General features: G+C 65.1%; 24 protein-coding genes and 1 tRNA gene. 12 read left to right on the forward strand and 13 right to left on the reverse strand.

The genetic code is table 11. The features are described 5' to 3' along the window. Positions 1-598 precede the first annotated feature (598 nt). Positions 599-4,828 carry a Rib/alpha-like domain-containing protein gene (locus tag Q4G50_RS00545; RefSeq protein WP_303375682.1) on the forward strand — a complete coding sequence of 1,410 codons (4,230 nt, stop codon included), beginning with the start codon at positions 599-601 and terminating at the stop codon, positions 4,826-4,828. 47 nt (positions 4,829-4,875) lie between these two features. Here Q4G50_RS00545 and Q4G50_RS00550 read toward each other — a convergent pair whose 3' ends face one another. Beyond that, a complete protein-coding gene (locus Q4G50_RS00550) occupies positions 4,876-5,442 on the reverse strand; it encodes an RNA polymerase sigma factor (RefSeq protein WP_303375683.1) in 567 nt (188 codons plus the stop codon). Positions 5,443-5,578: 136 nt separating this feature from the next. Here Q4G50_RS00550 and Q4G50_RS00555 point away from each other — a divergent pair, with 136 nt between their 5' ends. Further along, positions 5,579-7,129 (forward strand): catalase, encoded by a 1,551-nt coding sequence (locus Q4G50_RS00555; RefSeq protein ID WP_303375684.1) that lies wholly within the window; start codon positions 5,579-5,581, stop codon positions 7,127-7,129. 235 nt (positions 7,130-7,364) lie between these two features. On the opposite strand, the gene Q4G50_RS00560 is transcribed toward Q4G50_RS00555, so the two are convergent. Genes Q4G50_RS00560 through Q4G50_RS00585 form a run of 6 tightly spaced genes read right to left on the reverse strand, consistent with a single transcriptional unit; the run spans position 7,365 to position 13,247 of the window. After that, positions 7,365-7,709, reverse strand: coding sequence for a Na+/H+ antiporter subunit G (locus Q4G50_RS00560; RefSeq protein ID WP_303375685.1), 345 nt, complete (start codon positions 7,707-7,709; stop codon positions 7,365-7,367). Then, the gene (locus Q4G50_RS00565; protein WP_303375742.1) at positions 7,709-7,939 is read right to left on the reverse strand and encodes a cation:proton antiporter; all 231 of its coding nucleotides are present in this window, start codon (positions 7,937-7,939) and stop codon (positions 7,709-7,711) included. Before Q4G50_RS00565 ends, Q4G50_RS00560 begins: the two co-directional genes overlap by 1 nt. Positions 7,940-7,977: 38 nt before the next feature. Continuing rightward, positions 7,978-8,397 carry a monovalent cation/H+ antiporter subunit E gene (locus Q4G50_RS00570; RefSeq protein WP_303375686.1) on the reverse strand — a complete coding sequence of 140 codons (420 nt, stop codon included), beginning with the start codon at positions 8,395-8,397 and terminating at the stop codon, positions 7,978-7,980. A 1-nt stretch (position 8,398) separates the two neighbouring features. Next, a complete protein-coding gene (locus Q4G50_RS00575) occupies positions 8,399-9,922 on the reverse strand; it encodes a monovalent cation/H+ antiporter subunit D family protein (RefSeq protein ID WP_303375687.1) in 1,524 nt (507 codons plus the stop codon). Then, a complete protein-coding gene (locus Q4G50_RS00580; RefSeq protein ID WP_303375688.1) occupies positions 9,922-10,299 on the reverse strand; it encodes a cation:proton antiporter subunit C in 378 nt (125 codons plus the stop codon). Before Q4G50_RS00580 ends, Q4G50_RS00575 begins: the two co-directional genes overlap by 1 nt. Next, the gene (locus Q4G50_RS00585; RefSeq protein ID WP_303375689.1) at positions 10,296-13,247 is read right to left on the reverse strand and encodes a DUF4040 family protein; all 2,952 of its coding nucleotides are present in this window, start codon (positions 13,245-13,247) and stop codon (positions 10,296-10,298) included. The genes Q4G50_RS00580 and Q4G50_RS00585 overlap by 4 nt, the downstream gene beginning before the upstream one ends. 118 nt (positions 13,248-13,365) lie before the next feature. Between Q4G50_RS00585 and Q4G50_RS00590 the strand changes: the two genes are divergently transcribed. Further along, positions 13,366-14,766: a hypothetical protein gene (locus Q4G50_RS00590; protein ID WP_303375690.1), complete on the forward strand. Its 1,401-nt coding sequence runs from the start codon at positions 13,366-13,368 to the stop codon at positions 14,764-14,766. 48 nt (positions 14,767-14,814) lie between these two features. On the opposite strand, the gene Q4G50_RS00595 is transcribed toward Q4G50_RS00590, so the two are convergent. Further along, positions 14,815-14,891, reverse strand: a tRNA-Pro gene (locus tag Q4G50_RS00595). A gap of 74 nt (positions 14,892-14,965) precedes the next feature. Further along, positions 14,966-15,859, reverse strand: a complete 894-nt coding sequence (locus Q4G50_RS00600; RefSeq protein WP_303375743.1) for a metallophosphoesterase — start codon at positions 15,857-15,859, stop codon at positions 14,966-14,968. 47 nt (positions 15,860-15,906) lie between these two features. Here Q4G50_RS00600 and Q4G50_RS00605 point away from each other — a divergent pair, with 47 nt between their 5' ends. Beyond that, positions 15,907-16,380 carry a GatB/YqeY domain-containing protein gene (locus Q4G50_RS00605; RefSeq protein WP_303375691.1) on the forward strand — a complete coding sequence of 158 codons (474 nt, stop codon included), beginning with the start codon at positions 15,907-15,909 and terminating at the stop codon, positions 16,378-16,380. On the opposite strand, the gene Q4G50_RS00610 is transcribed toward Q4G50_RS00605, so the two are convergent. Next, the gene (locus Q4G50_RS00610) at positions 16,377-18,743 is read right to left on the reverse strand and encodes a transglycosylase domain-containing protein (RefSeq protein ID WP_303375692.1); all 2,367 of its coding nucleotides are present in this window, start codon (positions 18,741-18,743) and stop codon (positions 16,377-16,379) included. The genes Q4G50_RS00605 and Q4G50_RS00610 overlap by 4 nt on opposite strands. Before the next feature lie 142 nt (positions 18,744-18,885). On the opposite strand from Q4G50_RS00610, the gene Q4G50_RS00615 reads away from it, so the two are divergent. From Q4G50_RS00615 to Q4G50_RS00630, 4 genes are read left to right on the forward strand one after another with little or no spacing between them, the layout of a single operon-like run. Beyond that, on the forward strand, positions 18,886-19,227 hold the full coding sequence (locus Q4G50_RS00615) for a WhiB family transcriptional regulator (RefSeq protein WP_303375693.1): 342 nt from the start codon (positions 18,886-18,888) through the stop codon (positions 19,225-19,227). A gap of 17 nt (positions 19,228-19,244) precedes the next feature. After that, positions 19,245-19,400: a DUF4177 domain-containing protein gene (locus Q4G50_RS00620; protein WP_143337501.1), complete on the forward strand. Its 156-nt coding sequence runs from the start codon at positions 19,245-19,247 to the stop codon at positions 19,398-19,400. Next, a complete protein-coding gene (locus Q4G50_RS00625; protein ID WP_303375694.1) occupies positions 19,400-19,861 on the forward strand; it encodes a RidA family protein in 462 nt (153 codons plus the stop codon). Before Q4G50_RS00620 ends, Q4G50_RS00625 begins: the two co-directional genes overlap by 1 nt. 57 nt (positions 19,862-19,918) lie before the next feature. Continuing rightward, a complete protein-coding gene (locus Q4G50_RS00630) occupies positions 19,919-20,731 on the forward strand; it encodes an MBL fold metallo-hydrolase (RefSeq protein ID WP_303375695.1) in 813 nt (270 codons plus the stop codon). Between the two features lie 55 nt (positions 20,732-20,786). Here Q4G50_RS00630 and glxR read toward each other — a convergent pair whose 3' ends face one another. Then, entirely contained in the window at positions 20,787-21,470 is a 684-nt protein-coding gene (gene glxR / locus Q4G50_RS00635; RefSeq protein ID WP_303375696.1) for a CRP-like cAMP-activated global transcriptional regulator GlxR, read from the reverse strand. A 275-nt stretch (positions 21,471-21,745) separates the two neighbouring features. Here glxR and nth point away from each other — a divergent pair, with 275 nt between their 5' ends. The 4 genes from nth (at position 21,746) to Q4G50_RS00655 (ending at position 24,975) form a co-directional block, all read left to right on the forward strand. Further along, positions 21,746-22,396, forward strand: coding sequence for an endonuclease III (nth, locus tag Q4G50_RS00640; protein ID WP_303375697.1), 651 nt, complete (start codon positions 21,746-21,748; stop codon positions 22,394-22,396). Continuing rightward, on the forward strand, positions 22,393-22,974 hold the full coding sequence (locus Q4G50_RS00645) for a TlpA disulfide reductase family protein (RefSeq protein WP_303375698.1): 582 nt from the start codon (positions 22,393-22,395) through the stop codon (positions 22,972-22,974). Before nth ends, Q4G50_RS00645 begins: the two co-directional genes overlap by 4 nt. 68 nt (positions 22,975-23,042) lie before the next feature. After that, positions 23,043-23,750 carry a CoA pyrophosphatase gene (locus tag Q4G50_RS00650; protein ID WP_303375744.1) on the forward strand — a complete coding sequence of 236 codons (708 nt, stop codon included), beginning with the start codon at positions 23,043-23,045 and terminating at the stop codon, positions 23,748-23,750. Between the two features lie 31 nt (positions 23,751-23,781). Then, on the forward strand, positions 23,782-24,975 hold the full coding sequence (locus Q4G50_RS00655; RefSeq protein WP_303375699.1) for a MarP family serine protease: 1,194 nt from the start codon (positions 23,782-23,784) through the stop codon (positions 24,973-24,975). Here the strand turns inward: Q4G50_RS00655 and Q4G50_RS00660 are convergent. Both Q4G50_RS00660 and Q4G50_RS00665 read right to left on the reverse strand, forming a co-directional pair. Then, positions 24,972-25,850, reverse strand: a complete 879-nt coding sequence (locus Q4G50_RS00660; protein ID WP_303375700.1) for an alpha/beta fold hydrolase — start codon at positions 25,848-25,850, stop codon at positions 24,972-24,974. The two genes, Q4G50_RS00655 and Q4G50_RS00660, sit on opposite strands and share 4 nt — an antisense overlap. Positions 25,851-25,918: 68 nt before the next feature. Beyond that, positions 25,919-26,425, reverse strand: a complete 507-nt coding sequence (locus Q4G50_RS00665) for a phage holin family protein (protein ID WP_303375745.1) — start codon at positions 26,423-26,425, stop codon at positions 25,919-25,921. Positions 26,426-26,514: the final 89 nt, after the last annotated feature.

Genomic DNA, 26,514 nt, shown 5'->3' on the forward strand with positions numbered 1-26,514 from the left:
CTCAGGACGCTCTTAAAAGGCGCCCGTTCCAACCCTGGTTGGAATGGGCGCCTGTGCATCGTCGAAACCGCGAAGATTACCCGGTCATCAAGACTGCGAGCTCAGGGCCGGAAAATGGCGACAAGTTGAGTGCGGTGACCATGAAAAAGCCTGGCAACGACCCGGTTAATTCAGGTCAAACGACGATGACGCCGCTACCGAGAACGGCACCGAGGGTGTGGGTGGGTCGTCCGGTTCCTCCGAGGACGTGGACAACTCCTTAGAGTGGTACTGGGTTCCTCAAAGCACCATGGCTCGAAACTCGACTCACCTTCGCCAATGCGCGGGGGAGGGGCAAGTTTTTTTATCCCAGCCCCGAAGGGGGTGGCCGCTCTTCGTTGAAGAAAGTGGTCCAGCCCTCGGCAAAGGGATGATCTTCCTGTTCGAATGCTGGCAAGGGGAGAGGGTGATGCACCTAAGCGTAACGTTTCCTAAAGAACGGTTGAAGGGGGGGCGCAAGAATCATCACAGTTCCATTGCAAATCGGCCGTAGTTCAGTTCTAATGGTCCGAGTACTGCTCTCGTCCAGTGCTACTATCCACGCTATCCAAGGGGAACAATGCACAGCAGGAGAATTGTCTCCGTCTCAGCGGCGGTGATGCTCGGTTTGTCCACGGCGGTGGTTCCGGTCATTACTCCGAACATCACGACGCTTTCAGTCGCGGCGGCCCAAACTCAGGCCGATCCGCTACCGCAGCCCACCGTCCGGACCGACGGTGTCGACTGGAACTTGGCACGCTATACCGATGGTCGCATCGTGGCGCTCGCGACTTCGCAGTTTATCGTCGGCTCTCAGACCGAGGGAACACCGACGTATGATTTCGAGGACACGACCTATGACATGCGTCTCGTGGCGGCCACCGATAACACCGGTGCTCCGATTCTGGCGGGGACCGAACAGGTCTACTACTGGGAGACCGTGCCCTATGAAGGCAATCACTCTACGGAGTGGGTCTATGAATGGGGGATCTCGAGTGTCCGCGACACCGAGCTCGTTCGTTCCCCCCGTAACGGTCGCTTGGTCAGGCCTACCGCCGATGATCAAACCGCTTACTTGGCGTCAAACGTAGAGCCTTTCGGAGTCACGATCAACCGGAACCCTGCGATCCGTTGGCGCATTCCCCACCTCGTGGGCGAACCCCTGTTTAACGTGCAGTTGACAATGGTGTTCCCTCGTGAGCTCCCTGAACCGACACTCATCACTCCTGGCGACACCTACTTCTACGGTGGTTCCATTCCACTGGAGGCCAGTACAGCTGACCCGAAGGAACGGGCGCAGTTTCCTGCCTTCAATACCAATGGCGCACGGGGACCGATCCCGGCTGAGTACATCGAGTGGGAGGTGCTGCCAACAGAAGACCCTTACGTCCAAACTATGTTCATCCCGTACATGCCTGCAGGCACGATGAGCATCATCAACTGGCAGCAGATGAACCCAGAGCGCCTCACCTACACCGCACTGGATGCCACCGTCACCGCCGACAAGTTCCACTACGAGCCCATTGAGGTTTACCAGGCCGAGGAGGAAACCGGGGCTGCGCCACTGAACCCCGAGGCGGACCGAACGCAGCTGGCAGGTGTGAACTTCACGGCAACGGACGAGACACCTGAATGGGTGGAGGTGAACCTGGAAACAGGTGCTCTCACCGCTCGCCCCGGTTACGGTGTTCCCGCTGGCACCTACGAGTTCCCCGTCGATGTCACCTGGCCGGAAGCCTCCAATACCGGCACGAGGATTTTGGGAACAGTCATTGTCAAGGATCGTCCGGTGGTGGCGAATTACACGCCGGTGACTGTCGTCCAGGGCGACACTCTGGAGGTGACGGGACCTGACAACTCTGGTTTCTTCCCGCCGGACACCGTTTTCACGCCGATCGAAGGCGTGACTCCCGACTGGGTCACCGTCAACCCCGACGGGTCCGTCACCGTCAACCCGGGCAGCGATGTTGCGCCCGGACCGCAACCGGTCCGCATCGCCATCGAACTGCCGGACGGAACCACTGGTGAAGGCACCTTGGTGGTCTACGTCGTCAACCCGAATCAGCCTGTCTATGAGCCGATCCAGGTGGTCCAGGGAGGCGACTCGGTATCCACTCAGATCCCGGCGAACCAGGATGGCACCGAGCTACCGGAGGGCACGAGGTTCGGGTCCACCCCGGACACCCCTGAATGGGCGACGGTCAACCCCGATGGCACGGTGTCCGTCGAGGTCGGATACGACGTCCCAGTTGGCGCTGTTAATGTCCCCGTCCTGGTGACTTACCCGGATGGCACCACTTCTGTGGTCAACGCTCCGGTATCAATCATCAACGACGATGACCCGCGTTACGCGCCGACCACCGTGCAACAGGGGTCCGATGCCGTGACCCCTGCTCCGGTGGATACCACCGACGGTACTCTGCCGGAGGAAACCACCTTCACCCTCGGTGAGGGTGCACCTGACTGGGTGACCGGCATCGATTCAGACACCGGCGTCCTGACTCTAGAGCCGGGTCTGGAAATTCCGGCCCAGGAGTATGAGATCCCGGTCATTGTGATGATCCCAAATGGCGACGCTCCGGGATCGACCACCATCAACATCATTGCTCCGGTATTTGTCACCGAAGCGGTGAAGTCTCCGGTTTATGAACCGATCACGGTAGCGCAGGGTGACACCGGTACCGTACCGGTGCCCACCGCCTACGATGGTGTCACTCAGCTTCCCGTTGGCACCACCTTTGCTGCGGTCCCCTCTGACCCGGCTAACCCGGAGGCGCCCGCCACTCAGGATTGGGTTACCATCCAGCCTGATGGCTCCATCTCAGTGGTTCCAGGCAACGGAACGCCGGCGGGAACCTACCAGGTTCCCGTGGAAGTGTCGTACCCGGATGGCACCTCCGAGATCGTGAACGCCACGGTCACCGTCACCAACCCGAATGAGCCCGCCTACACGGCAGAGACCGTGTTGCCGGGTGAGATCGCGACTTCTGATGTGCCGAGCGGACTGGTTACCGACGGTGCAACCTTTGAGGTCATCCAGGAGAACGTCCCGGCAGGTTGGACCAACGTCAGTGTTGATGCCGATGGTGTGGTGACTGCAACCTCGCCCGCAGAGGCGGAGCCGGGCAGCACGATCAACATCCCGGTCACAATCAATTACGCTGACGGTACCTCCGTCGTCGTGGATTTCCCGGTGATCATCGCCCCGCACACCGATGCTGTGGATCCCTTCTATAACCCGGTGACTACCCCCGCGGGCGTCGAGGTTGATTCTCCCCTCAGCCTCCCGGAAGAGCAGAGCATTCCGGAGGACACCGGTTTCGCCCTGGAGGAGGGTTGGACTGCTCCCGAAGGTTGGACGGTCTCGGTTGATCTAAACATGGGTGTCGTCACCACAACCCCGCCGACAGATGCTCGCCCTGGCGATTCTATCTCCGTCCCGGTGGTCGCCACCTACCCGGACGGTTCGACCGATACGATCCCCGCGATAATCACCGTCGGCGTTGACCAGGCCGCTGACAATAACCCGTCCTATGATTCTGAGACCACTGCTCCGGGTACGGCGGTGGATCTGCCGCAGATTGGTGATACCGATCTGCCGGAGGGTACCGAGTTCGGTTTGCCGGAGGACTACACCCCGCCGACCGGGTGGGATGTGGTGGTTGATCCGGGCACCGGTGTGGTGACTGTGACGCCGCCGGCTGATGCCGTCCCGGGTCAGTTCATCACAGTTCCGGTGCTGGTGACCTACCCGGACGGTTCGACCGACAACGCACCAGCCACCGTGATCATTGGTGGCGGCGAGGCTGGCGAGCACCAGCCGGAGTACCAGCCGGAGAACACGCAGGCTGGTGTCCCGGTTGATGTGACCCAGGATGCGAGCCTCCCTGCAGGGTCCGAGTTCGCAACTCCTGAGGGTTATGTCCCGCCGGCTGGCTGGGACGTAGTCGTGGACCCCGCCACCGGCACGGTTACGGTGACTCCGCCGGCCACGGCGAGCCCGGGTGACGTTATCCAGGTTCCGGTCGTTGTGACGTACCCGGACGGCACTGTTGATCGTGTGACGGCAACTGTGGTTGTCGATGCGGATGAACTGTTCTGGTTCGGTACCCAGGTTGAACAGGGTGGGGTGGCTACCATCACCGTCCCGCGCAACCTGGATCCGGACGGTCTGCCAGAGGATGTCACATACACACTGGGTGATGGCGCTCCGGAGTGGGCGACCCTGAACCCGGATGGCACAATCACGGTGACTCCGGGCGAGGATGTCCTGCCGGGTTACTACACCATCCCGGTCGAGATCACTGACGCGGACGGTAATGTCCGGATCCTCCCGGCGATCGTCGAGGTCGTCGAGAAGGAGCAGGAAGTGCCCCCGGTTCCAGGTGGTTCTGACGGTGGTTCCTCCGATGGCTCTGACGGTGGTTCCTCGGGCCCGGGCTCGTCCCTGCCGGGCTCCTCTAGCGGGTCCAGCGGTTCCTCTGTGACAGATCGTTGTGTCCAGGCGGCTGCCACAGTGGGTATCCCGCTGTTGGCCTTACTGCCGATCGGGCTGGCGACCCAGGTGAACATCCCGGGTCTGTCCCCGTTGGTTGCCGATGCGCAGTCTCAGTTGCAGAACTTCAACACTGATCTGCAGCAGCAGGCTGGTATCCATGACCCGGCTACCGCCAACTTCATGAACCAGGTCAATGCCGAGCTCCAGAAGCACGGCGGTGTCGTTGGTAAGGCTGTTGGTGCTGCCGCGCTCATCGCCATCGGCGGTCTGGTGGGCAAGTACCTCTACGACAACTGTGTTCCGCGCCGCTAGAAGGTAGCAGTTCCTGAACCCCAACCCCGGTCATCCAGGGTTGGGGTTTAGTTGTCGGGGCGGGCGGCGTCGATAAGATCTTTGCGGGCGCGGGCGACGCGGGAACGGATTGTGCCGACGCGGACGCCGGCGATCTTCGCGGCCTCTTCGTAGGTGTAGCCGAGGACCTGGGTGAGGATGAGGGCTTCGCGGCGTTCGGTGGGGAGGGCGTCGATAAGCGTGCGCGCGTCGATCCACTCGGACCAGGAGGAGGCGTTGGCGCCGTCAACGGGGGTCGTGGCGGCGGCGTCTTCGTATTCGGTGACGGATTTGCGGGGGCGGGCCATGTCATGGCGGATGTTGTCGACCCATACGCGGCGCGCGAGGGAGAGTAGCCACGTGCGTGCGGAGGAGCGGGCGGCGAAGCGGGGGAGTGCGCTCATGACACGGAGGTAGGTCTCCTGGGTGAGATCATCGGCGATGTCGCGGCCGCCGAGGTGAGCGAGGAGGCGCCACACGTCGTCCTGGGTGGCGCGGATGAACTCCGTCAGCGCTTCGCGGTCGCCACGACCGGCGCGGAGGGCCAGGTCGGTGACGCGGGCGTCGTCTGATGCGGAGTGCTTGCTCACGCTCATCGACGTTACCAGGGCAAACGGCAGTCAAATATTCGGATAGGTAGCGTGGGGGTTGCACGGCTCACAATATGGGCCTAGGCTATTAACTAACGCCCACCGATAGGTGGAACACATTATGAATCCAGAAAGAGGAGCTATGAGCGACCAGAACTCCAAGGCAAACGAGATCGTCGAGCGCGGTCTGCGCCCCAACGTCACCGGCAACACCACCCGCCACAACGGTGCGCCGGTCCCGTCCGAGAACATCTCCGTCACCGCTGGCCCGCAGGGCCCGAACATCCTCAATGACATCCACCTCATTGAGAAGCTCGCCCACTTCAACCGCGAGAACGTTCCCGAGCGCATCCCCCACGCCAAGGGCCACGGCGCCTTCGGTGAGCTCCACATCACCGAGGATGTCTCCCAGTACACCAAGGCCAAGTTGTTCCAGCCCGGGACCGTCACCCCGATGGGTGTCCGCTTCTCCACCGTCGCCGGTGAGAAGGGTTCCCCCGACACCTGGCGCGACGTGCACGGTTTCGCCCTGCGCTTTTACACCGAGGACGGTAACTACGACATTGTCGGTAATAACACCCCGACCTTCTTCGTCCGCGATGGTGTGAAGTTCCCCGACTTCATCCACTCCCAGAAGCGCCTCGGCCGCAACGGCCTGCGCGACGCTGATATGCAGTGGGATTTCTGGACCCGCACCCCCGAGTCCTCCCACCAGGTCACTTACCTCATGGGTGACCGCGGTACCCCGAAGACCACCCGCCACATGAACGGCTACGGCTCCCATACCTTCCAGTGGGTCAACGAAAAGGGCGAGGCCTTCTGGGTGAAGTACCACTTCATCTCCCGCCAGGGTGTGGAGAACTTCACCGACGCCGAGGCCACCGAGATGGCCGGCATCAACGCCGACCACCACCGCCAGGACCTCTACGAGGCTATCGACCGCGGCGACTACCCCATCTGGGACGTCAAGGTGCAGATCATGCCGGTGGCAGAGGCCGAGAACTACCGCTGGAACCCCTTCGACCTCACGAAGGTCTGGTCCAAGAAGGACTACCCGCGCATCGATGTCGGCTACTTTGTGCTCAACCGCAACCCGCGCAACCACTTCGCCCAGATCGAGCAGATCGCCCTCGACCCGGGCAACCTGGTCCCCGGCATCGGCCTGTCCCCGGACCGCATGCTCCAGGCCCGTGCCTTTGCGTACGCCGATCAGCAGCGTTACCGCATCGGACCCAACTACCGCGACCTGCCGGTGAACCGTCCCCTCAACGACGTCAACACCTACAGCAACCGCGGCCCGATGGCGTACTTCTTTGACGATGAGGATCAGCCGACCTACTCCCCGAACCGCTTCGACAAGGGGGCTGGCTACCTGGATAACGGCGAGGATTCCTCCTCCAACCACACCTCCTACGGCCAGGCCGATGACATCTACGTCAACCCGGACCCGCACGGTACTGACCTGGTGCGCGCCGCCTACGTCAAGCACCCGGAGGACGATGACTTCGTGCAGGCTGGCATCCTCTACAACGAGGTCCTCGATGACGCCGCCAAGCAGCGTCTCGCCGAGAGCATCGCCGGCGCGATGGTCGGCGTGACCCCCTCGGTGGAGGAGCGTTGCTACTGGTACTGGACCAGCGTCGACCCGAAGCTCGGCGAGGCTGTCAAGACCGAGTTCGCCAAGAAGAAGTAACTACTGCTTCTCGACGCCCGCGCTCAGCCCGCCCCGCAGTTTTTGCGGTGGCGGGCTTGGCGTCTGCGGGGTGCACGGCCTGCTATTTCCCCTGCAAACGAGTATTTCGGCCATGCATATGCACAGTGAAAATACCCCGTTTGCAGGGGGGCACTGGGGGAAATCGCACTGAGACCCCCGCTGCGCGCCACCCTGCTCAATGACCACGGGTTCACGCCCGAGGAGGTTGAGTGGGCTAAGCCCCCGGCTGGTAGGCGCGGTCCTCGGCGTGTTTCTCATCCACCACGGTCACGCCGTAGATGGAGCGGCCCATGTAGTAGGAACCGACTGAGGCGACGATCCACACACCCGCGATGGCCAGCAGCGCTCGGATAAAGTTATTGAGATCGAAGCCGGTGGTTGACCAGTCGAGGATGAGCTTGGACATCAGCAACAGCGGGAAACCCACACCGATGACGGGGCCGAGCAGGTTGACGCGTGTCAGGGCATCGGGCGCGCGCCACATCGCGACGGAGGTGGTCACCACCATGAGGGTGGCGGTGATGGCAAGGATCGAGACGATGATCTCGGCGACAGACATTAGCGACGCCCCCTCGAGATGATGCGGGCCATAGACAAGGTGGGCAGGACGCCACCGGCGATGGCGGCCAGCAGAGCCACCTCGTAGCCGATCGATGTCGGGTTGGTCAGCGTCCAGGTGAGGAAGATACAGATCATCGTGTAGAAGATGAGGTCCGCCAGCACCGCGCGGGTGAGCACGTCAGAGGTGCGCAAGACGAGCACCAGACCGGACAGCAATGTGGCCGCCATGATGGCGATGCACGCGGCGAGGATCCACTCGAAGGGGCTCACTGGTTCTTCTCCTTCCGGTCGGTCGGGTACTCGTAGAACTTCGGGTCCAGCGTGGTGGTCGGACCCTGGCCCGGGACACCGTGATCGATGGACTTCACGTGCGGGGCCATGCGTGCCTCCATGTCGGCGAGAGACTCGAAGACCTCTACCGGGTTGGAACCGAAGGCGGCCTGCACCAGCAGGATGTGGGGATCTCCCTCGTGCTCCGGGGCGCGCAGACCCAGCGACAGAGTCGAGGGGGTGGTGGTGATGGATGTGGTGAACCAGAAGATCTGCCACTCGCTGGTCACGCGCAGCGGGTAACGCACGACAACCGGGTCATAACCGGCATCGGGGCGGAACCCGGCCCAGGCGACCTGGAAGCCGGCGACGAAAATCTCCTTGATCCACCAGGGGATGTAGAGCAACACGTGCATGTCAGCGGCCTCCCTGGAGGTCGGTCATGTCGGGAACACCGATCGGATCCTCGCCCAAGACGGCGGCCGCGTAGCCGTCGACGTCGAGGAGGCCTTCGGTGGCGGTGAGGGTGGCGTCGATAAGCGGGCCCGCGAAGATGAACATCGCCAGCGATCCTGCCATGAGCACCGCGGAGGGGGCGATGAGCCGGGCGGAGATGCGCAGCTCCTTGGGGTAGCGTTGCATCGGCTTACCCCAGAACACCTCGCGCCAGACGCGCAGCATGGACAGCAGCGCACCGATGGAGGCGACCACGATGACGGCGATGACCAGCCATGCCCACCAGTCGACAGCGCGGGCAATCTCGAAGACCAGCAGGATCTTGCCCCACATGCCCGAGAACGGCGGGAAACCGACGATGGAGAACGCGCCCGCGGCGAACAGCGCTGCCACGATGGGATCGCGCCGGGCCAGACCCGAGAGCTTGGACAACAGCCCGGTGGCGTAGGTCTCCTCGATCGCGCCCGAGGTGAGCAGCAGTGCGCCGACGGTGACCATGTGGTGCAGCGTGTACAGCAGGCCGGCGGCCAACGCGCGTTGCGGATCATCTGAGGTGAACGCCAGCATGACCAGGATGAACGGCATGCCGTTGATCATCTGGTAACCCAGCACGCGGCGGATCGAGTTCTCCGCCAGACCCGCGAAAGCGCCGATGAGCATCGAGACCACCATGATGGCGATGATGAGCCAGTTCCAGCGGTCCTCTAGATCGAAGATGTTCACGTAGATGCGGTAGAGCATGTACACCGCGACCTTCGTGTGCAGGCCGGAGAACAGGCCCATCACGGCTGCGGAGGTTTCCGGGTAGGTGCGCGGCAACCAGGTGTGGACCGGGAAGACACCGGCCTTGGCACCCACGGCGATGACCACCAGGCCCATGGCGACCACCGCCGGGCCGTTACCCGCGGCAACCCCCTGGAGCGCGGCGATGTTCACCGTGCCGGTGACGCCGTAGAGCACGCCGACACCGATGAGCAGCAGCGTCGAGGCCGCCAGGTTGACCAGTACAAACGCACGCCCACCGGCCAGGCGTGCCCAGGTGCCGGACATGGCGATCAGACCGTAGGAGGGCAGCAGCATGACCTCGATGAACACGAAGAAGTTGAACAGATCGGCGGTCAGCAGCGCGCCGTTGACACCCGTGATGAGGATGAGCGTCAACGAGGCGTAGTAGCGGTTGACCGTCTCACCGGAGATGGTGGCGAACCAGTTGGCGGTGGCCGCGACGATCATCGTGGTGATGATCATGATTGCGGCGAAAGTATCCGCCGCAAACGGGATGGCCACACCACCGACATACAGGCCGACGTTGTGGGCGATGGGACCGTTGTCCGCAGTGTGCAGGAACAACCAGATACCGGCGGCGACGCCGAGCAGCGGGATACCGATGTGGAGCACATCGCGGGCCCAGCGCCACGGCAGCAGCACCGCGATAGCCGCGGTGAACAGCGGGATGGCGGCGAAAAGGGGGAGAGTCCAGTCCATTACTTACCTCCGGTGCCGGCCGCACGGCCGAGGGTGGCGACAGGATCGGCGGCGATGTTGTCGTCGGCCGGCTCGGGGACGTCGGTGTCATCGTCCCGGCCCAGGGCGGCGAGGGTGAGCAGGATGGTCGTGGTGGCCATGGCGATGACGATGGCTGTCAGCACAAAGGCCTGCGGCAGCGGGTCCGCCGCCACATCCAGCGGGGTGCGGTCCGGGAAGGGCTCCCCGCGCCACGCGCCGACACCGGCGGCCAGCAGGGTGAGGTTTCCGGAGTGCCCCAGCAGGGACATGCCGAACACGATGCGCACCATGCCGCGCTGCTGGATGAGATACACCGACCCTGTCACCAGGATCGCGATGGTCAGGGCGAGGATCATCGCTCGGCCTCCTTCTCGGTATCGGTCTGGGCATCGGTCTCAGTATCGGTCTCAGCGACGAGTACCGAGCGCGGCGCATCGGCTGGGTTGATCGGCTCGGGGAAGGACTCGGCGTGCCCCTCGCCTTTCTCGATGGTCGGGGTGGCGGGCAGGGGCCCGTCTTCGTCGATACGCGCGTAGTTGAGGTCGTTGACGTCCACGCCCGGGCGCAGGTAGCCGCCGAGAGCGTTGATCGCCATGGTGAGCATGCCGAGCACCGCCAGGTAGATACCCAGGTCGAAGATGAGCGAGGTGGTCATGTGCTCGCCGAGGATGTAGCCGTGGATGGCGTAGAGGAAGGAGCCCTCCAACAGGCCGATGAAGCCCGCGCCGACGGCGGTCATGATGCCGATGCCGGTGAGCCACACCGGGGTGGACTCGCGGAAGACGATGCCGTCCTGGCCCTTCGACAGATACGCCAGGCCGATGGCGGCACCCATGATCAGGGCTGCGACGAAGCCGCCGCCCGGATCTTGGTGGCCGCGCATGAACACGAGCACGCTGAGGATCGCCAGCACCGGGATGACCAGCAGGATGACCTTGCGCATCGGGATCGAGTTGAGCTGCGACTGGCCGAACGGTGCCGGGCGGGTGCCCTCCTTGAAGGGGTGGCGCGGCATGGAGTGGGCGACCGCGGCGATGACGATCGCCGCCATGCCCAGCACGGAGAGCTCGCCGAGGGTATCCAGGGCGCGGAACTCGACAAGGATGACCGCCACGATGTTCTGGCCGCCGGTGATCTCCGGGGCCTGGTCGAGGTACCACATGGCCAGCTCGGAACGCTCGCGGCGACCCAGCAGCGCGAAGACGCCACCGAAGGTGACCACGCCGGCCGCCAGGGCGATGATGAAGGAGCCGATCTGGCGTCGGGAGGAGGTGACCTTGGGGAACAGGTTCGGCTGGTAGCGCAGGACCATCATGATGACGATGACGGTAAGAGCCTCGACCGTCAGCTGCGTGAGTGCCACGTCAGGTGCGCCAAGCAGCATCATCTGCAGGCTCATGCCCACGCCGACGGTGCCGATGAGCACCGCGGCCGACAGGCGCGAGTTGGTGATCGCCAGGCCCACGACCGACACGCCGATGATGATGAGCGGGATGAGGTCCCACGGGTTGTCCAGGCCTTCGGTGCGCGGGGCCGGGGTGATGCCGTCGACGCCCGGCGACAGGTAGGTTGCTCCGCCGAGGACGATGACGCACAGCACCAGCGGCAGCAGGTGGCGCGAGGGGTTGTGGGTGTTGGCCATGGCGCCGACGGCACGGCCGAAGCGCCCGGAGATGCGCACGCCGTGCTCGAGCAGTTCGTTGCCGGAGGAGGGGAACATCTTGCGCCCCTCCAGTACCGGCCAGATCTGCTTGCGGAAGACCACGCCGATGATGCCGACGATGAGCACACCCACCGAGATCAGCAGCGGGGTGTTGATGCCGTGCCACAGCGCCAGATGCGACTCGTGCTCGGCGCCGATGGAGGCGGTGATGGCGTCGAGGGGGGCGTCGAAAAGCCCCGCTAAGAAGGCGAAGGGCAAAGACATCAGGCCCGGCAGGGCGGCCGGCAGCCACAGGGAGACCGGGGCCTCGTGGACCTTGGACATGTCGCGCGGGCCGTCGATGAACGCGCCGAAGACGATCTTCGCGGAGTACGTGAAGGTGAGCACCGCGCCGATCGCGGCGACGAACAGCAGCAGGCCGGAGTAGGGGGCGTCCTGGAAGGCGGTGAGCATGCCCTCCTTGGACAAAAAGCCCAGCAGCGGCGGGACCGCGGCCATCGACGCCGCGCCGATGACCACCGAGGCGAACGTGAACGGCATCTTGTCCCACAGGCGGCCCAGGCGGCGGATGTCGCGGGAACCGGCCTCATGGTCGATGACACCGATGAGCATGAACAGGGAGGACTTGAACAGCGCGTGCGCGGCGGTGTGCACCACGGCCGCGGCGAGGGCGAAGGGGGTGCCCACACCGATCGTCGCGACGATCCAGCCCAGGTGGGAGACCGTCGAGTAGGCGGTGAGCTGCTTGAGGTCAGTCTTCTGCACGGCAAAGGCCGCGGACATGATCGCGGTGGCCATACCGGCGATGATGAGCAGCCCGTTCCACACGGCCACGTCGTGGAACACGGTGGAGAAACGCAGCAGCAGGTAGATACCGGCCTTGACCACGGCGGCGGCGTGCAGGAAGGCGGAGACTGGCGTGGCGGCGGCCATGGCCTCCGGCAGCCAGAAGTGGAAGGGCAGCTGTGCGGACTTGGTGAAAGCGGAGACTGCGACCAGCACCGCCAGGCCAGCGGTGACACCGGGGCTCTCCGCCCAGAAATCGGCCGCCAGGATGTCCGAGAGGCGGGTGGTGCCCGCGGTGGTCGCAGCGACGGCCACGGCCACCAGCAGCGTCAGGCCACCGATGAAGGTGAGGATGAGGGTGCGGATGGACCCGGCCTCGCCGGAGGAGCCCGAGCGCGCAATCAGCATGAACGACGCCAGCGACACCAGCTCCCAGGCGAGGAAGAGGAGCACCACGTCGTCGGCAAGCACGAGCAGGAGGATCGACAACGTAAACGCCGTCATGATCGTGTAGAAACTGGTGTTGCCCTGGCGTTTCGGCAGATACGCCGCAGAATAGATGAACACCACCGCGCCGATGATCAGCGCCAGCATGGCAAAGAACACACCCAGCGCATCACCCCGCAACGCCAGCGAGACATCCATTCCCGGGGCCACGACATCCGTGACCCACACGTAGTCGAAGGTGAGGGGTCGGCCGTCGATAACCGCGGGAAGTTCCCTGCCGAGCGCCACCGCCCCCGCCACGAAGAGGGCGGCCAGCGGCCACCCTGCCTTTCTGTCGAGCACACGCACCGCAGGTGGGGCCGCAACCACCGCCACAGCCGCGAGCGTTATGACAAGGATCAGTGTCACTGGGGAACCACGCTCAATATGTTCGGAAACAGTTAGGAATCTCATCTGACGTTACCAGGAGTGACCTACCGCGCGCCTACCACATCATCCACCCCATCTACCAGTACTTTCGGAGGGTATGAGCGCCTCCATTCGTCATTGGATCACGGCACTGCTGCTGGTCGTCCCCCTGGTTGTGGGGGCGGCGGTCGCCGCTGCCACCCATCTCGATCCCGCCGCCACGTGGAGCAGCGGGGACGAACCGGCGGCCGCCCCCGCGCCCATCGCTTCCCAAGAGCTTATCGACGCCCGCCGCGCCGCCGGTGAAGCCGGTTCCCAGGCGGGTTTCCTCACCACGGGCACCGGAGAGCTGGCCGAGGGTGTCGCCGAGATGCGGACCGGCGCCGAGGGCCTGCCGGAGGAGTTCAACGAGGCAGTTCTCGGCGCGCAGCAGCTGCACCAGGGGCTGGTGGAACTGCAGGCAGGCGTGGGCCAGCTGGGGACCGGCGCCGGCGAGGTCGCCGACGGGGTGGGCGGCGCCGTCGACCAGGTCATCGGTCTCGGCGCCCTGCGTGGCCAGCTGTTAGCGGCCATCGACGACACCACCAGTGGCATGGAAGGCGTGAGCGACCCGGATGTCGTCGAGGCGCGTGAGCAGCTCCTCGGCCTGCGCGGCCAGGTCGAGCTCATCGAGCTGGACGGAGAGGTGGCTCAGCAATTGCAGGCGCTCAAAGACGGTTCGCGTGAGATCGCCAACCAGCTCGGCGTCCCCGGCTACGCCTTCCACGACGGCATCTACTCCGCCACCCAGGGGGCGCAGGAGCTCTCCTACGGTCTCACCGAGGCGCAGGGCGGCATCGGCGAGGCCATCTCCGGTGTCGAGGCCCTCGACGAGGGAGCCCAGCGTATCGACGACATGGCCTCCCGCACCCAGGACCGCATCACCGCAGTCCAGCGCGCCCTGCCCGCCGTGCAGGCCGCCGACGCGGAGTCCGAGCAGGTCAGCCCGGCATTATCCCCGCTATTCGCACTGCTCATCGCAGCACTTGTCATGGTCGGTGGCGCCTTCGCCGGTGCTCCTCGACGCCCCGTTATCGCCCTCGCCGCCATCCTCGGGTTGACGGTGGCCGGCGTTGTGCTGCTGTGGCTGGTCGGAGCGGGACTCGGGGCCGGTGCGCTGGGACTCGGGGCGGTGGTGCTGGCCTCCGGCGCTGCAGCCGCCGCGGTGAGTACCCATGTGCTGATGCGGCTATTCGGTGGCATCGGCGGTTCCATCGCGGCCGGGGTGCTCGGCCTGGTGCAGCTCGGCATCGTCGGCTGGGTGTGGAAAACCCTGACCACCACCGAAGTCTCCGCCGCCTGGCAGGTCGCTGCGAACCTCTTCCCCCTGGGCTGGGGCACCGCGGGGCTGACCGCCGCCGGCAACGACGGCACCCTCGGCGTGCTCTGGCTCTCACTCGGAGTGCTCGGAGCGATGGCCGTGCTGGGCGTAGGTGCGGTGTTGGTAGAGCGGCGTGAGGCTGCACGGCGATCTAGCTGAGACGAGAAAAATCCCCCTCACCGCGCTGGTGAGGGGGATCAACTTCAGTGGTCGGGATAACAGGATTTGAACCTGCGACCTCTTCGTCCCGAACGAAGCGCGCTACCAAGCTGCGCCATATCCCGGTGTCCTGCGGATTACTCCGTGGTACCTGGAATACCTTAGCCCACATCCGGGCGAAGCGGCAAAACGCCAGGTCTTAGGAAGTTTCGGTGATGCGCAGCAGGGTGGCGGAGGGGCGGCAGAACAGGCGGACGGGCACGAACTTGGAGGTGCCCAGCCCGTTGGAGACGTGCATTTTCATCCGGCCGAAATTGTGCAGCCCCTGGACGCGCGCGCGGTCAATGCCACAGTTGGTCACGATCGCCCTCGACCCCGGCAGGCACAGCTGCCCACCGTGGGTGTGCCCCGACAGGGACAGCTGGTAGCCGTCACGCTCGAACTCGGCCAAAACCCGCGGCTCCGGGGAGTGCAGTAACGCGAGGGAGAGGTCGGCGTCGGGGTTGGGGGCGCCGTCGATAAGCGAATAGTCGTCGAGATCATGATGCGGATCATCGACACCGGCGGCGGCGATCCGCACGGAACCGACCTGGAACTCCAGGCGCTGGTGGGTGGCGTCCTGCCAGCCGCGTTCAATGAACGCGGCGCGCATATCGCGCCACGGCAGATCGATGTAGGAGGGGATGCGGCGCGTGCCGAAGAGGTAGCCGAAGGGGTTGGGCAGCTGCGGCGCCCAGTAATCGTTCGTGCCGAACACGAACATGCCCGGGCGGTTGAGCAGCGGGCCGAGGGCGCGGAGGACACCGGGGACGGCGCGCTCGTCGGAAAGGTTGTCGCCGGTGTTGACCACCAGATCCGGGTTGAGGGAGTCCAGCGCGGACACCCATGCCTCCTTCGTCGACTGCCCCGGGATCATGTGTAGGTCGGAGACGTGGAGCAGGCGGAACTCCTCACGCCCGCGCAGCGTGCCCGGCGGCAGGAGGGGGACGGTGATGTCCTTGAGCTCGAAGCGGCGCAGTTCGGAATTGCCCCAGGCGAGCAGTCCGGCGCCAGCGAGGGCGGCCGCGCCGAGGGCACCGACGAGGGGGTAGATGAGCTTGTTCACCCGCACCACCCTACCTGCGGAGTACCGTGGTCCCCATGAGTGAGCTGAAGGACAAGATCCGCGCCGACCTGAAGACCGCGATGCTGGCCAAGGACAAGGGCCGCACCGGCACCATCCGCATGCTGCTGGCCGCTATCCAGGGAGAGGAGACCACCGGCACCAAGCATGAGGCGAGCGACGAGGACATCCTCAAGGTCATCGCCCGGGAGATCAAGAAGCGCCGCGAGTCGGCGCAGATCTACACCGATAACAACCGCCCCGAGCTCGCCGAGACGGAGCTCGCGGAGGTCGCGGTGCTGGAGGAGTACCAGCCGGCGCAGTTGGATGACGCGGGCGTCGAGAAGCTTGTCGACGACGCGGTCGCCACCGTAGCCGCCGAGCAGGGCATCGCACCGGCAGAGGTGTCGATGAAGCAGATGGGGCAGGTCATGAAGTCCGCCACCGCGGCTGGTGCCGGGCAGGTGGACGGCAAGCGCCTGTCGACCGCCGTGCGTGCCAAGCTGGGCTAGAGGCCGAGGGCGTCACGCAGCTGATTCGTGACGTCATCGATGTCCTGCTGCGTGATCTGCGGGGGTGCCGGACGCGTCGTAGGACGCTCCTGGGTAGGCGGTGGGGGCGTGTAACCGCGGGAGATTTCCAAGGTCACGGTGCCGCCCTCCTGCAGGAGGCCATCCGGCACCGCCCGCTCCACATGGCCGCGGGGGCGGGACCCGTCGACCGTGCGCACCTGCACCCGGTAGCCGTCCCCTTCGAGGACGCGCCGGGCATCCGGCTCGCGCATGCCCTCCACCTCGGCGAGCACCGCGTGAGTGGTACCCAGGTCATAGGTTGAGTCGTGGCTGGGCAGGGCGCCGTTCACCGCGACGGGAACCTGGTTCGCGGCCTGGAACCACGAGTTCGCGGCCTCATTGCCGCCGAAGAGGTTGCCGTAGCCACACTGGCGGACCGGGGAACTACACAGCGGGGAGCTGGCGGTACCGTCGTTGTAGATGTACGGCGCGGCGGCGAACCCGGTGTTGAAGCCGAGGAACGCGGAAGAGTAATGCGACTCGGTGGTGCCGGTCTTGGCGGCGGCCTGTCCACCCCACCCGTGGGCGGAGGCAGCCCGGGCGCCGGTGCCGGAGATGAGGTCCTCCGCCATGCCACCGGCCAGGGCATTCGCCACACCTTCGTCGAGGGCCTGCTCGCAGGCGGGGCGTTCGAGGAAGATCTCCTGGCCCTCCCGGTCGGTGACCTTCGCGATGGGGTTCGGCTCGCACCAGCGGCCCCCGGAGGCGAGGGTGGCGCCGACGTTGGACAGCTCCAGGGGATTCACGGCGGTGGGGCCGAGGGTGTAGGAGCCGAGGTTGGCGCCCTTCATGTACTCGGCGATGGACGCCTCACCGTCGAAGGTGCCGGGGACCTCATAAGAACGCAGTCCCAGCTTGACGGAGATGTCGACGACCGCGGGCACCCCCACCTGCTCGATGAGCTGGATGAACGTGGTGTTCGGGGAATGCGCGAGAGCCTCCCGCAGGGTCATCTTGTCCTTGTAGGTGCCGGAGTTCTCCACGCAGTAGGTGTTCGGCGGGCAGTTGGCGGCGCCGCCGGAACCCAAGCCCTGGGCTTCGTAACGGCGCGGCACATCCAGCACCGTCTCCAGGCCCATGCCCTGGTCGATGGCGGCGGCGGCGGTGAAGATCTTGAATACCGAACCCGCGCCGTTGCCCACCAGGGAGCTGGTCTGCGGGAGAACCGTCTCTCCGGCCTCGAGGTTGAGTCCGTAGTTGCGGGAGGAAGCCATGGCGAGGATGTTGCGGGAATCCCGGCCCGGCTCGACGACGTTCATTACCTCGGCCACCCCCTGGGCCATGGGGTCGACGTTGTTGCTCACCGCCGCGCGGGTGGCGTCCTGGACCTGCGGGTCGAGGGTGGTGGTGATGGTGTAGCCGCCCTCCATGAGGCGGTCCCGCTCCACGCCCTTGGCCTCGAGGTAGGTCAGCGCGTAATCGCAGAAGAAACCACGGTCACCGGCGGCGATGCAGCCGTTAGGCAAGGTGGCGGGGGCTTCCAGCACCCCCAGAGGTTCCGCGATGTATGCCTCCGCCTCCTCCGGGGAGAGGTAGCCGTGGGTGGCCATGGCGCGCAGCACGGTGTCGCGGCGCTGCTGGGCACCTTCCGGGTTGGTGTACGGGTTGAGGTACTCGGAGGACTGGACCATGCCGGCCAACAGTGCGGCCTGCGGGACGCTGAGCTCGGCGGCGTTGCTGTCGAAATAGGTGCGGGCGGCGGCTTCCACACCGAAGGAGCGGTTTCCGAAGGGCACGAGATTGAGGTAGCGGGTGAGAATGTCGTCCTTGGACAGATTGCGGTCCAGGTCGGAGGCCATCCGCATCTCGCGGAGCTTGCGGGGGATGGACTGCTCGATGGCGGCGGCTTGCTCGGTCTCGTCCTCGGCGTCGATAAACAGCAGGTAGTTCTTCACGTACTGCTGGTTGATGGTGGACGCACCTTGTTCGACGCCACCGGCCAGCACGTTGGTGGCCATGGCGCGCATGGTGCCCTGGATGTCCACGCCCTCGTGCTCGTAGAAGCGGTGATCCTCGATGGCGACGATCGCGTTCTTCATGTTCTGCGAGATCTCGTCATTGCCCACGGGGTAGCGGCGTTGGTCGTACAGCCAGGCGATAGGCTGGCCGGTCACGTCCGTGATGGTGGTAACCCCGGGGGTGGTGCCATCGGTGAGGTCCGCCAGGTTCGACTGCATCGTTTCGTTGGTACGCGCGACACCCACGCCGGAGATACCGGCGACCGGCGCGAGGGCGAGCGCACCCGCCACACCTGCGACAACGGCGGCGGCGGTGATTTTTCCCAGGGATTTCCACACAGACACGTCCCTTACCCTACGCAGTGGAGGGGGGTAGTGGGAACTATTGATTGCCCCTGGAAGTGTGACGTATTCGACTTAGTGTTAAGACTGTGAATACACTTACATGCAGGAAACCAACGCCACACGGCCTGTCAGATTGGAGAGCATGATGGCAACCCCCCTCGCCGGAGAGTCCTTCCGTACGCCGTTCGATGAGCAGCAACCCACCTGCTACGAGCGTGGGGAGTGGATCACTCAGGCGAAGTGCCGCGCCGGGGACCCGGATGCCCTGTTCGTCCGTGGCGCCGAGCAGCGTAAGGCCGCCGTCATTTGCCGTCACTGCCCCGTGGTCACCGAGTGCCGCGCCGACGCCCTGGATAACAAGGTGGAGTTCGGTGTGTGGGGTGGTCTCACCGAGCGGCAGCGCCGCGCTCTGCTGCGCAAGAACCCGCACATCACCAATTGGGCGGAGTATCTGTCGTCAGGTGGGGAGCTCAACGGCATCTAAGCGGCTAGTGTGGTGCCATGACTAATTGGGAATACGCCACCGTTCCGCTGCTCAGCCACGCCACCAAGCAGATCCTGGATACCTGGGGTGAGGATGGCTGGGAGCTTGTCACCGTCATTCCGGGGCCGAACCCCGAGAATGTGGTCGCCTACATGAAGCGGGAGAAGAACTGATGAGCACTGTCTCCGAGCGCCTCGCTGAATTGCGCATCGAACTGCCTGAGGTCGCTGCCCCGGTCGCTGCTTATGTGCCCGCCATCCGCACCGGCAATCAGGTGTGGACGTCCGGCCAGCTCCCGTTTGTCGATGGGCAGCTCGCTGCCACCGGCAAGGTCGGCGAGGATGTCACCGAGGAGGAGGCCGCACGGCTGGCCCGCACCGCGGCGCTCAACGGCTTGGCGGCCATTGATGCCCTGGTGGGCATCGACAAGGTCACCCGCATCCTCAAGCTCGTGGGCTTTGTCGCTTCGGCGCCGGGTTTCACGTCCCAGCCGGCGGTGGTCAACGGTGCGTCGAACCTCATGGGTGAGGTATTCGGCGACGCGGGAGAGCACGCTCGTTCCGCGGTCGGTGTCGCCGAGCTGCCGCTGGGTGCCCCGGTGGAGATCGAGCTCATCGTCGAGGTAGCTGACTAGACCCAATTTATGGGTATCTGTTCGGCTGGCCGCGCAAAGGGGGCTAAGCTGGTGCCCATGGAGCATCCTGCCTACAGCCAGCTGCGACCGGTCACTGAGTCCGCGTCAGTCGTCCTGTGCCCGAATCCGGGTTATGCCTCTTTGGAGGGCACGAATTCGTGGGTCATCCGTGCGGAGGGGGACACCCACAGCATTGTCATTGACCCCGGCCCGGAGGATGAGGGCCACCTCAATGTTCTCGGCGCGAAGGCCGAGAAGGTGGGTCTGATCCTGCTCACTCACCACCATCCCGATCATGCTGATGGGGCGCATCGTTTCCGTCAGCTGACGGGCGCCCCGATCCGGGCGTTTGATCCCACCGCGTGCGCCGGTGACGGCACCCCGCTTATCGACGGCGACGTGGTCTCCGTCGACGGCGTCACACCGCAGGTTGAGGTTGTGCACACCCCGGGGCACACCGCGGATTCCGCGTGCTTTTTCATCTGGTCGGGCAAGCCGGGGGAGTCGACCCTGGAGGGCATCATCACCGGCGACACCATTGCCGGCCGTCACACGACGATGATCTCGGAGACGGACGGGGATCTGGGCCAGTACCTGGACACCCTGCGTCTTCTGGAGGAGCGTGGCCAGGGTGTCACGCTGCTGCCGGGCCATGGTCCGGAGGGGGAGGATGTCTCCGCCTTTGCCCGTAAGTACATCGACCGGCGTGAGCATCGCCTCAACCAGATCCGGGAGGTGCATTCCCGCCTTGGTGAGGATGTTGACCTCAAAACCCTCATCGACGAGATGTACGACGATGTTGACCCGGTTCTGCGGCACGCCGCGGAGCAGTCGACCCGCGTGGCCCTGCGGTACCTGTCCAAGCAGTAGAACGTGAAGAAACCGCCGCCCCCCAGCGAGGGGGCGGCGGTTTTTCTCTGCTGGTTTAGCGGGCGCGCTTGGCCAGCGACTCGGTATCGACGATGAGGACGCTCTTGCCCTCCAGGCGGATCCAGCCGCGGTGGGCGAAGGTGGCCAGGGCCTTGTTGACGGTCTCGCGGGAGGCGCCGACGAGCTGGGCGATCTCTTCCTGGGTGAGATCGTGGTTGACGCGCAGGGCGCCCCCCTCCTGGGAGCCGAAGCGGTTGGCTAGCTGCAGGAGGGTCTTGGCCACGCGGCCGGGGACGTCGGTGAAGATGAGGTCCGCGAGGGAGGCGTTGGTGCGGCGCAGGCGGCGGGCGAGGACGCGCAGCAGCTGCTGGGCGATCTCCGGGTGGTCGGAGACCCACTGCTTGAGCATCTCGGAGTTCATCGTCGCGGCCTGGACCTCGGTGACGCAGACAGCCGAGGAGGTGCGCGGGCCCGGGTCGAAGATGGACAGCTCGCCGAACATGTCGGAGGGGCCCATGACGGTGAGGAGGTTTTCGCGGCCGTCAGAGGCGTGGCGGGCGAGCTTCACCTTGCCGGTGGTGATGATGTAGAGACGGTCGCCCGGTTCGCCTTCCTCGAAGATGGTTGTTCCTCGGGGGAATCGGACGGTTTCCATGTCTTTGATCAGGTTGTTGACGGCAACCGGATCAACCCCCTGGAAGATTCCGGCGCGGGACAGGATTTCCTGTACACCTTCCACGTGACGCTCCTCGGTCTACATTGATGGTGCGCCGGAGGGACCTCTATGTGGGGTCGCTTGTGACTCACGGCGCAGTGTGTTCCTCACCACCCTACCGTGGAATTGGTCACGTGCGAGCCAGGTAAGGGAAATTTGTCACATTTATTCGGGCGCGGAGGGCAGGATCCAGGACTCCAGCTTCTCCATCTGCATCGCGAACAACGCGAGAACGACCGGGGCGACGACGACGAGGACGGCACTCATGTAGCTAGATCGTAGTGGCTAAGCTGTCCCGTATGGCAACTAGTGATCTGGGGCTGACGCGGCGGGCGCGGCGTATCAACCGCCAGCTGGCGGTTGAGTACCCTGACGCTCACTGCGAGCTGGACTTCGACAATGCTTTTCAACTCACCGTGGCCACCGTGTTGTCGGCACAGACCACGGATGTGCGGGTCAATCAGGTCACTCCGGAGCTGTTCCGCCGCTTTCCGACGCCCGCGTCACTCGCCGCCGCCTCTCCCACAGAACTGGAGGAGATCCTCCGGCCCCTCGGCTTCTTCCGAGCGAAGGCTAAGAGCCTGCTGGGCCTGGGGGAGGCGCTGATGGCGCGTTTCGATGGGCAGGTGCCCCGCGACCTCGATGACCTTGTCTCCCTGCCGGGTGTGGGGCGCAAGACGGCGCTGGTGGTGCGGGGTAATGCCTTCGGGCTGCCAGGGATAGCCGTCGATACGCACGTCACCCGCCTGGCGCACCGCCTGGGGCTGTCGGAGGCGAGCACGCCGCTACAGATCGAAAAGGACCTCACGGCCCGCATCGAGAAGAAGGAATGGACCATGTTCTCCCACCGGCTCATCTTCCACGGGCGGCGGGTGTGCCACGCGCGCCGCCCCGAGTGCGTCGTGTGTGTCATCGCCAAGGACTGCCCCTCACGGGAGGTGTCGGCATGATCCGTCAGCTGCTGGCCATGGTGGTCATTGGCGTGGTGCTGACCATCGCGGTCATCGCCGGGGCCGTGATCATGTTGCAGACCGTCAACTCACCGGATGATGGCGGGGAGACGCTGGCGGTGCCGGAGGGGGCGTCGATAAGCGAGGTCGGGCAGCGACCCGACTGCCCCGCCACCGGAGCCGGGGGCGTCGCTCTGGACTGCCTCGGCGGCGATAACGCTGCGGTGGGCCCGGAGGGGATCACCGTGGTCAACGTGTGGGCCTGGTGGTGCGGACCGTGTCGCGATGAGCTGCCGTACTTCGATGAGTTCGCCGCCGCGAACCCGCAGTACACCACCGTGGGTGTCCACGCCGATAAAAATCCCGCCAACGGGGCCGCGATGCTCGATGAACTCGGCATCCGCCTGCCCAGCTACCAGGACCTGGACAATTCGTTTGCCGGCACGTTGGGGCTGCCCGGTGTTATCCCGCTGACGGTCGTCTTCGACGGGGAGCAGCAGATCGCCCTGTTCCCCCGCACCTTCGCCTCGGCGGACGAGATCCAGCAGGCCGTCGACGAGGCGGTGGCTACCCGGTGAGGCAGGAATTCGGGCCCGATGCCCCCGGAGAGAACACCCGGCTGGCCCCCGAGAAGGCACCCCGCTGGATGCGTGGCCTGGTGCATCGGATGGATAACGCCCGGGCGCACCGGGATGTGCGCAGCGTCGATGCGCGGGGAAGAAGCACGCGCCGGGGCGACCGCTCAGCCGCTGTCCTCATGCTGTTCTCCGGCGCTGACCACCTGCAGGCCGACCCACCATCAGATGCCGCGGTGCTGCTCACGCACCGCTCCCCGTCGATGCGCTCGCACTCCGGGCAGATCGCCTTCCCCGGCGGGCGCATCGATCCCACCGACCTCAACCCCGTCGATGCTGCCCTGCGCGAAGCCTGGGAGGAAACCGGCCTGGACCGGGGCAGCGTGACCCCCATCGCCGAGATGGACCCCGTGCACATCCGGGCCTCCGGCTACCCTGTGCATCCCGTGCTCGGGCACTGGCACACGCCGGGTGAGGTGGGTGTCGCCAGCCCCGTCGAGGCCGATGATGTTTTCCCCGCCTATCTGCATGATCTGGTTGACCCCCGGAACCGGCTCATGGTCGGCTGGTCCGGATGGACAGGGCCCGCGTTCACCATCAACGACTACCTCGTGTGGGGTTTCACCGCCGGATTGTTGTCCGCGCTGCTCCACCACGGTGGGTGGGAACAGGAGTGGGACCGGGAGACCACCCTCGACCTGCAGGCGACGCTGGCTAAATCGCGCAACAACGAGCCTGCCTATTCCGAGCCGGGCAACCGGGTAAGATTCCTGCGATAACCCCGGATTACACCGATAGGAACCACCACCTGTGACACCCGCGCTCATTGTTGACGGCCTCATTTTCCTGGGGCTTGTCATCGCGATCGTTGTGGGATGGCGGCAAGGGGCCTTCGCGTCGGTGCTCTCGACGATCGGGGTGGTTGCCGGCCTCATCATCGGTGCGGCGTTGGCCCCGCCGGTGATGCAGCTGACCGATTCCGTGGCCCTGCGTTTCCTCCTCGGGCTGGGCACGATCATCCTGCTCGTCGGCTTAGGCAACCTCATCGGCGGGGTGCTGGGTTCCTCGCTGCGTGAGCGGATGCGGATGCGTTCCTCCCAGACCATCGACTCCGCCATCGGCGCCGCCTTCACCGGAGCCGCCACCCTCATCGTCATGTGGTTGATCTCGATCCCGCTGGCCACGGGCCTGGCGGGTTCCTTTAGCCAGGGGATCCGCAACTCGAGCATCCTCAGCTTCGTCGACTCCAATACCCCGCGCGGACTCAATCAGCTGCCTGCCCGGATCACGGCGCTTCTCGACGAATCCGGACTGCCCCCCATCTTCGCCCCCTTCGAAGAACCACCCGCCCGCGAGGTGGAGGCCCCGGCCATCCAGGTGGAGAACACCGAACTCGTGGAGGCGCTGCGCCCCGGCGTGGTGCACATCCAGGGTGACTCCGATGTCTGCTCCCGCCGCCTCATGGGCTCCGGTTTCGTGGCGGAGGAAGATTACGTGATTACCAACGCCCACGTCGTGGCCGGTACCCAGGAGGTCCGCCTGGATACCGTGCTCGGCGTCAAGGAAGCGCAGGTGGTCTACTACAACCCCGGCGTGGACGTCGCCGTGTTGTACTCCCCGGGGCTGAACCTCCCGGTGCTGCCGTGGGCGCCGGTGCCGGCGAAATCGGGCGATGACGCCATTGTCATGGGCTTCCCCGAATCCGGCCCCTTCGAGGCCGCCCCCGCCCGCATCCGCGAACAACTGCTCATCGCCGGCCCCGACATCTACGCCACCGGCCGCGTCGAACGCGACGCCTACACCGTCCGCGGCACCATTCGCCAGGGCAACTCCGGCGGCCCCATGACCAACTCGCAGGGTGAAGTCCTCGGCGTGGTCTTCGGCGCCAGCGTCGACCAGACCGATACCGGCTACGTGCTCACCGCGGAGGAAGTCCAATCTCAGATCGGCGACATCACCGCATGGACCACACCGGTCAACACCCAGGAGTGCGTCAGCCGCTAAAGGAACTCGGCCAACGTCTTAACAAACCCCTGCGGGTTCTCCAGATGCGGCAGGTCCCGGCTGCGCGCGATGTGCCGCACCGTGACATCCCCGGCCACCCGCTTCACCGAGCGCCTCGTGAGGTGCCGCCACCGCGGCAACGGCGGCTGCAACAACAGCGTGGGCGCCTGCACTTGGGGATGCAGCCAGCGCGCCGACACCGCCGCCGTCAGCAGCCGATTCGTCCGAGCGATCGCCGGACGGGCATTGCTTATCGACGCCGCCTTCCGACGCAACCCCAATTCCTCGCCAAAACCCGGGGAATCCCGGAACTCGGGGGTGGTGGAGGCGGCGAGGTGGCGTCGATAAGCAGCAAGCCCGAACCACGGCAACCCGGGCCGGGCCATCGTGCGCACGTGGTGCCACGGGCGCGCCGCAATAGCGCGGCGGATATCCACCGGATGGGCGGCACTCACTGACACCAACGCCGACACCATATCCGGGTAATGCGCAGCCAACGCCCATGCAACCGTCCCGCCCGTATCCGCACCGACCACCACCGCGCTGTCATATCCGGAAGCCCGGATGAAACCCGCGATATCGCCAGCTGCGGTACGCAACCCATCACCCGGCGTCGCCGGCGGACGATCACTCATCCCGAAACCACGCGCATCCACTGCCGCCACCCGAAAGCCCCGTGCCGCCAACGGGGCGATCACCTCACGGAACTCAAACCACCCCGAAAAAGACCCGTGCAGCAACACCACCAACGGATCCCCCGCATCCCCCGCCACCGCCGCATGCAAACGAATCCCCCGCGTATGCACCCACACATGCTCAAAAGGCCCCGCCAACTCCACCACCGACGGCGACAACACCACGCGACGAGAGAACACTCAGGGCCTCCAAAAAAGAACAATCCGCCCGCGCGATAAACAAACGCGGGCGGCAGGTAGGGGATGGGTTAGCTGTACAGACCGCGGTTGCGGCCCTCAAGCTTCTTGGTAGCCTGCCCCGGCACCAGATTCTTCAGCTCCGACACCGACTCGATGGTCTTCTTCGGTGCACCCACCTTCTTGACCTTCTTCCAACCGAACAGAGCCAGCAACGCAGCCAGCAGCAGCATAAAGAGGAAGACGATGAGGAACGACGCCCAACGGTGCAGCCAGGTGCTCAGCAACTCCGCGGCGAAGAAGAAAAAGAAGAACGAGGAGTACAGGGCGATAACACCGGCGACGCCGAACAGGCCACCACCGATGGCACCCTTCTTCGCCTCACCAGCCAGCTCAGTCTTGGCCAGTTCCAACTCCGCACGGAACAGAGAAGACATCTGCGAGGTGGCGTTGGACACCAGGTCACCGATGGAACCCTCGCCCGCGCGCGTCGTGTCAACGTCAGTCAGCGGAATTGAGTTGACGCGCGGGGTGAAATCCTTCGGTCCGTCTGTATAAAGTCCGTTGTTGCTCACGATGTGCCTTCCTGCAGCTTCTGTCATGCGTTGTTAACCATTCCTGACCATGGTGCCACGGATTCGCGATGAATGCGCAACCCTTGCGCCGC

Origin of the sequence: Corynebacterium sp., assembly GCF_030538285.1 — a bacterium.
In the GTDB taxonomy this organism is placed as follows: domain Bacteria; phylum Actinomycetota; class Actinomycetes; order Mycobacteriales; family Mycobacteriaceae; genus Corynebacterium.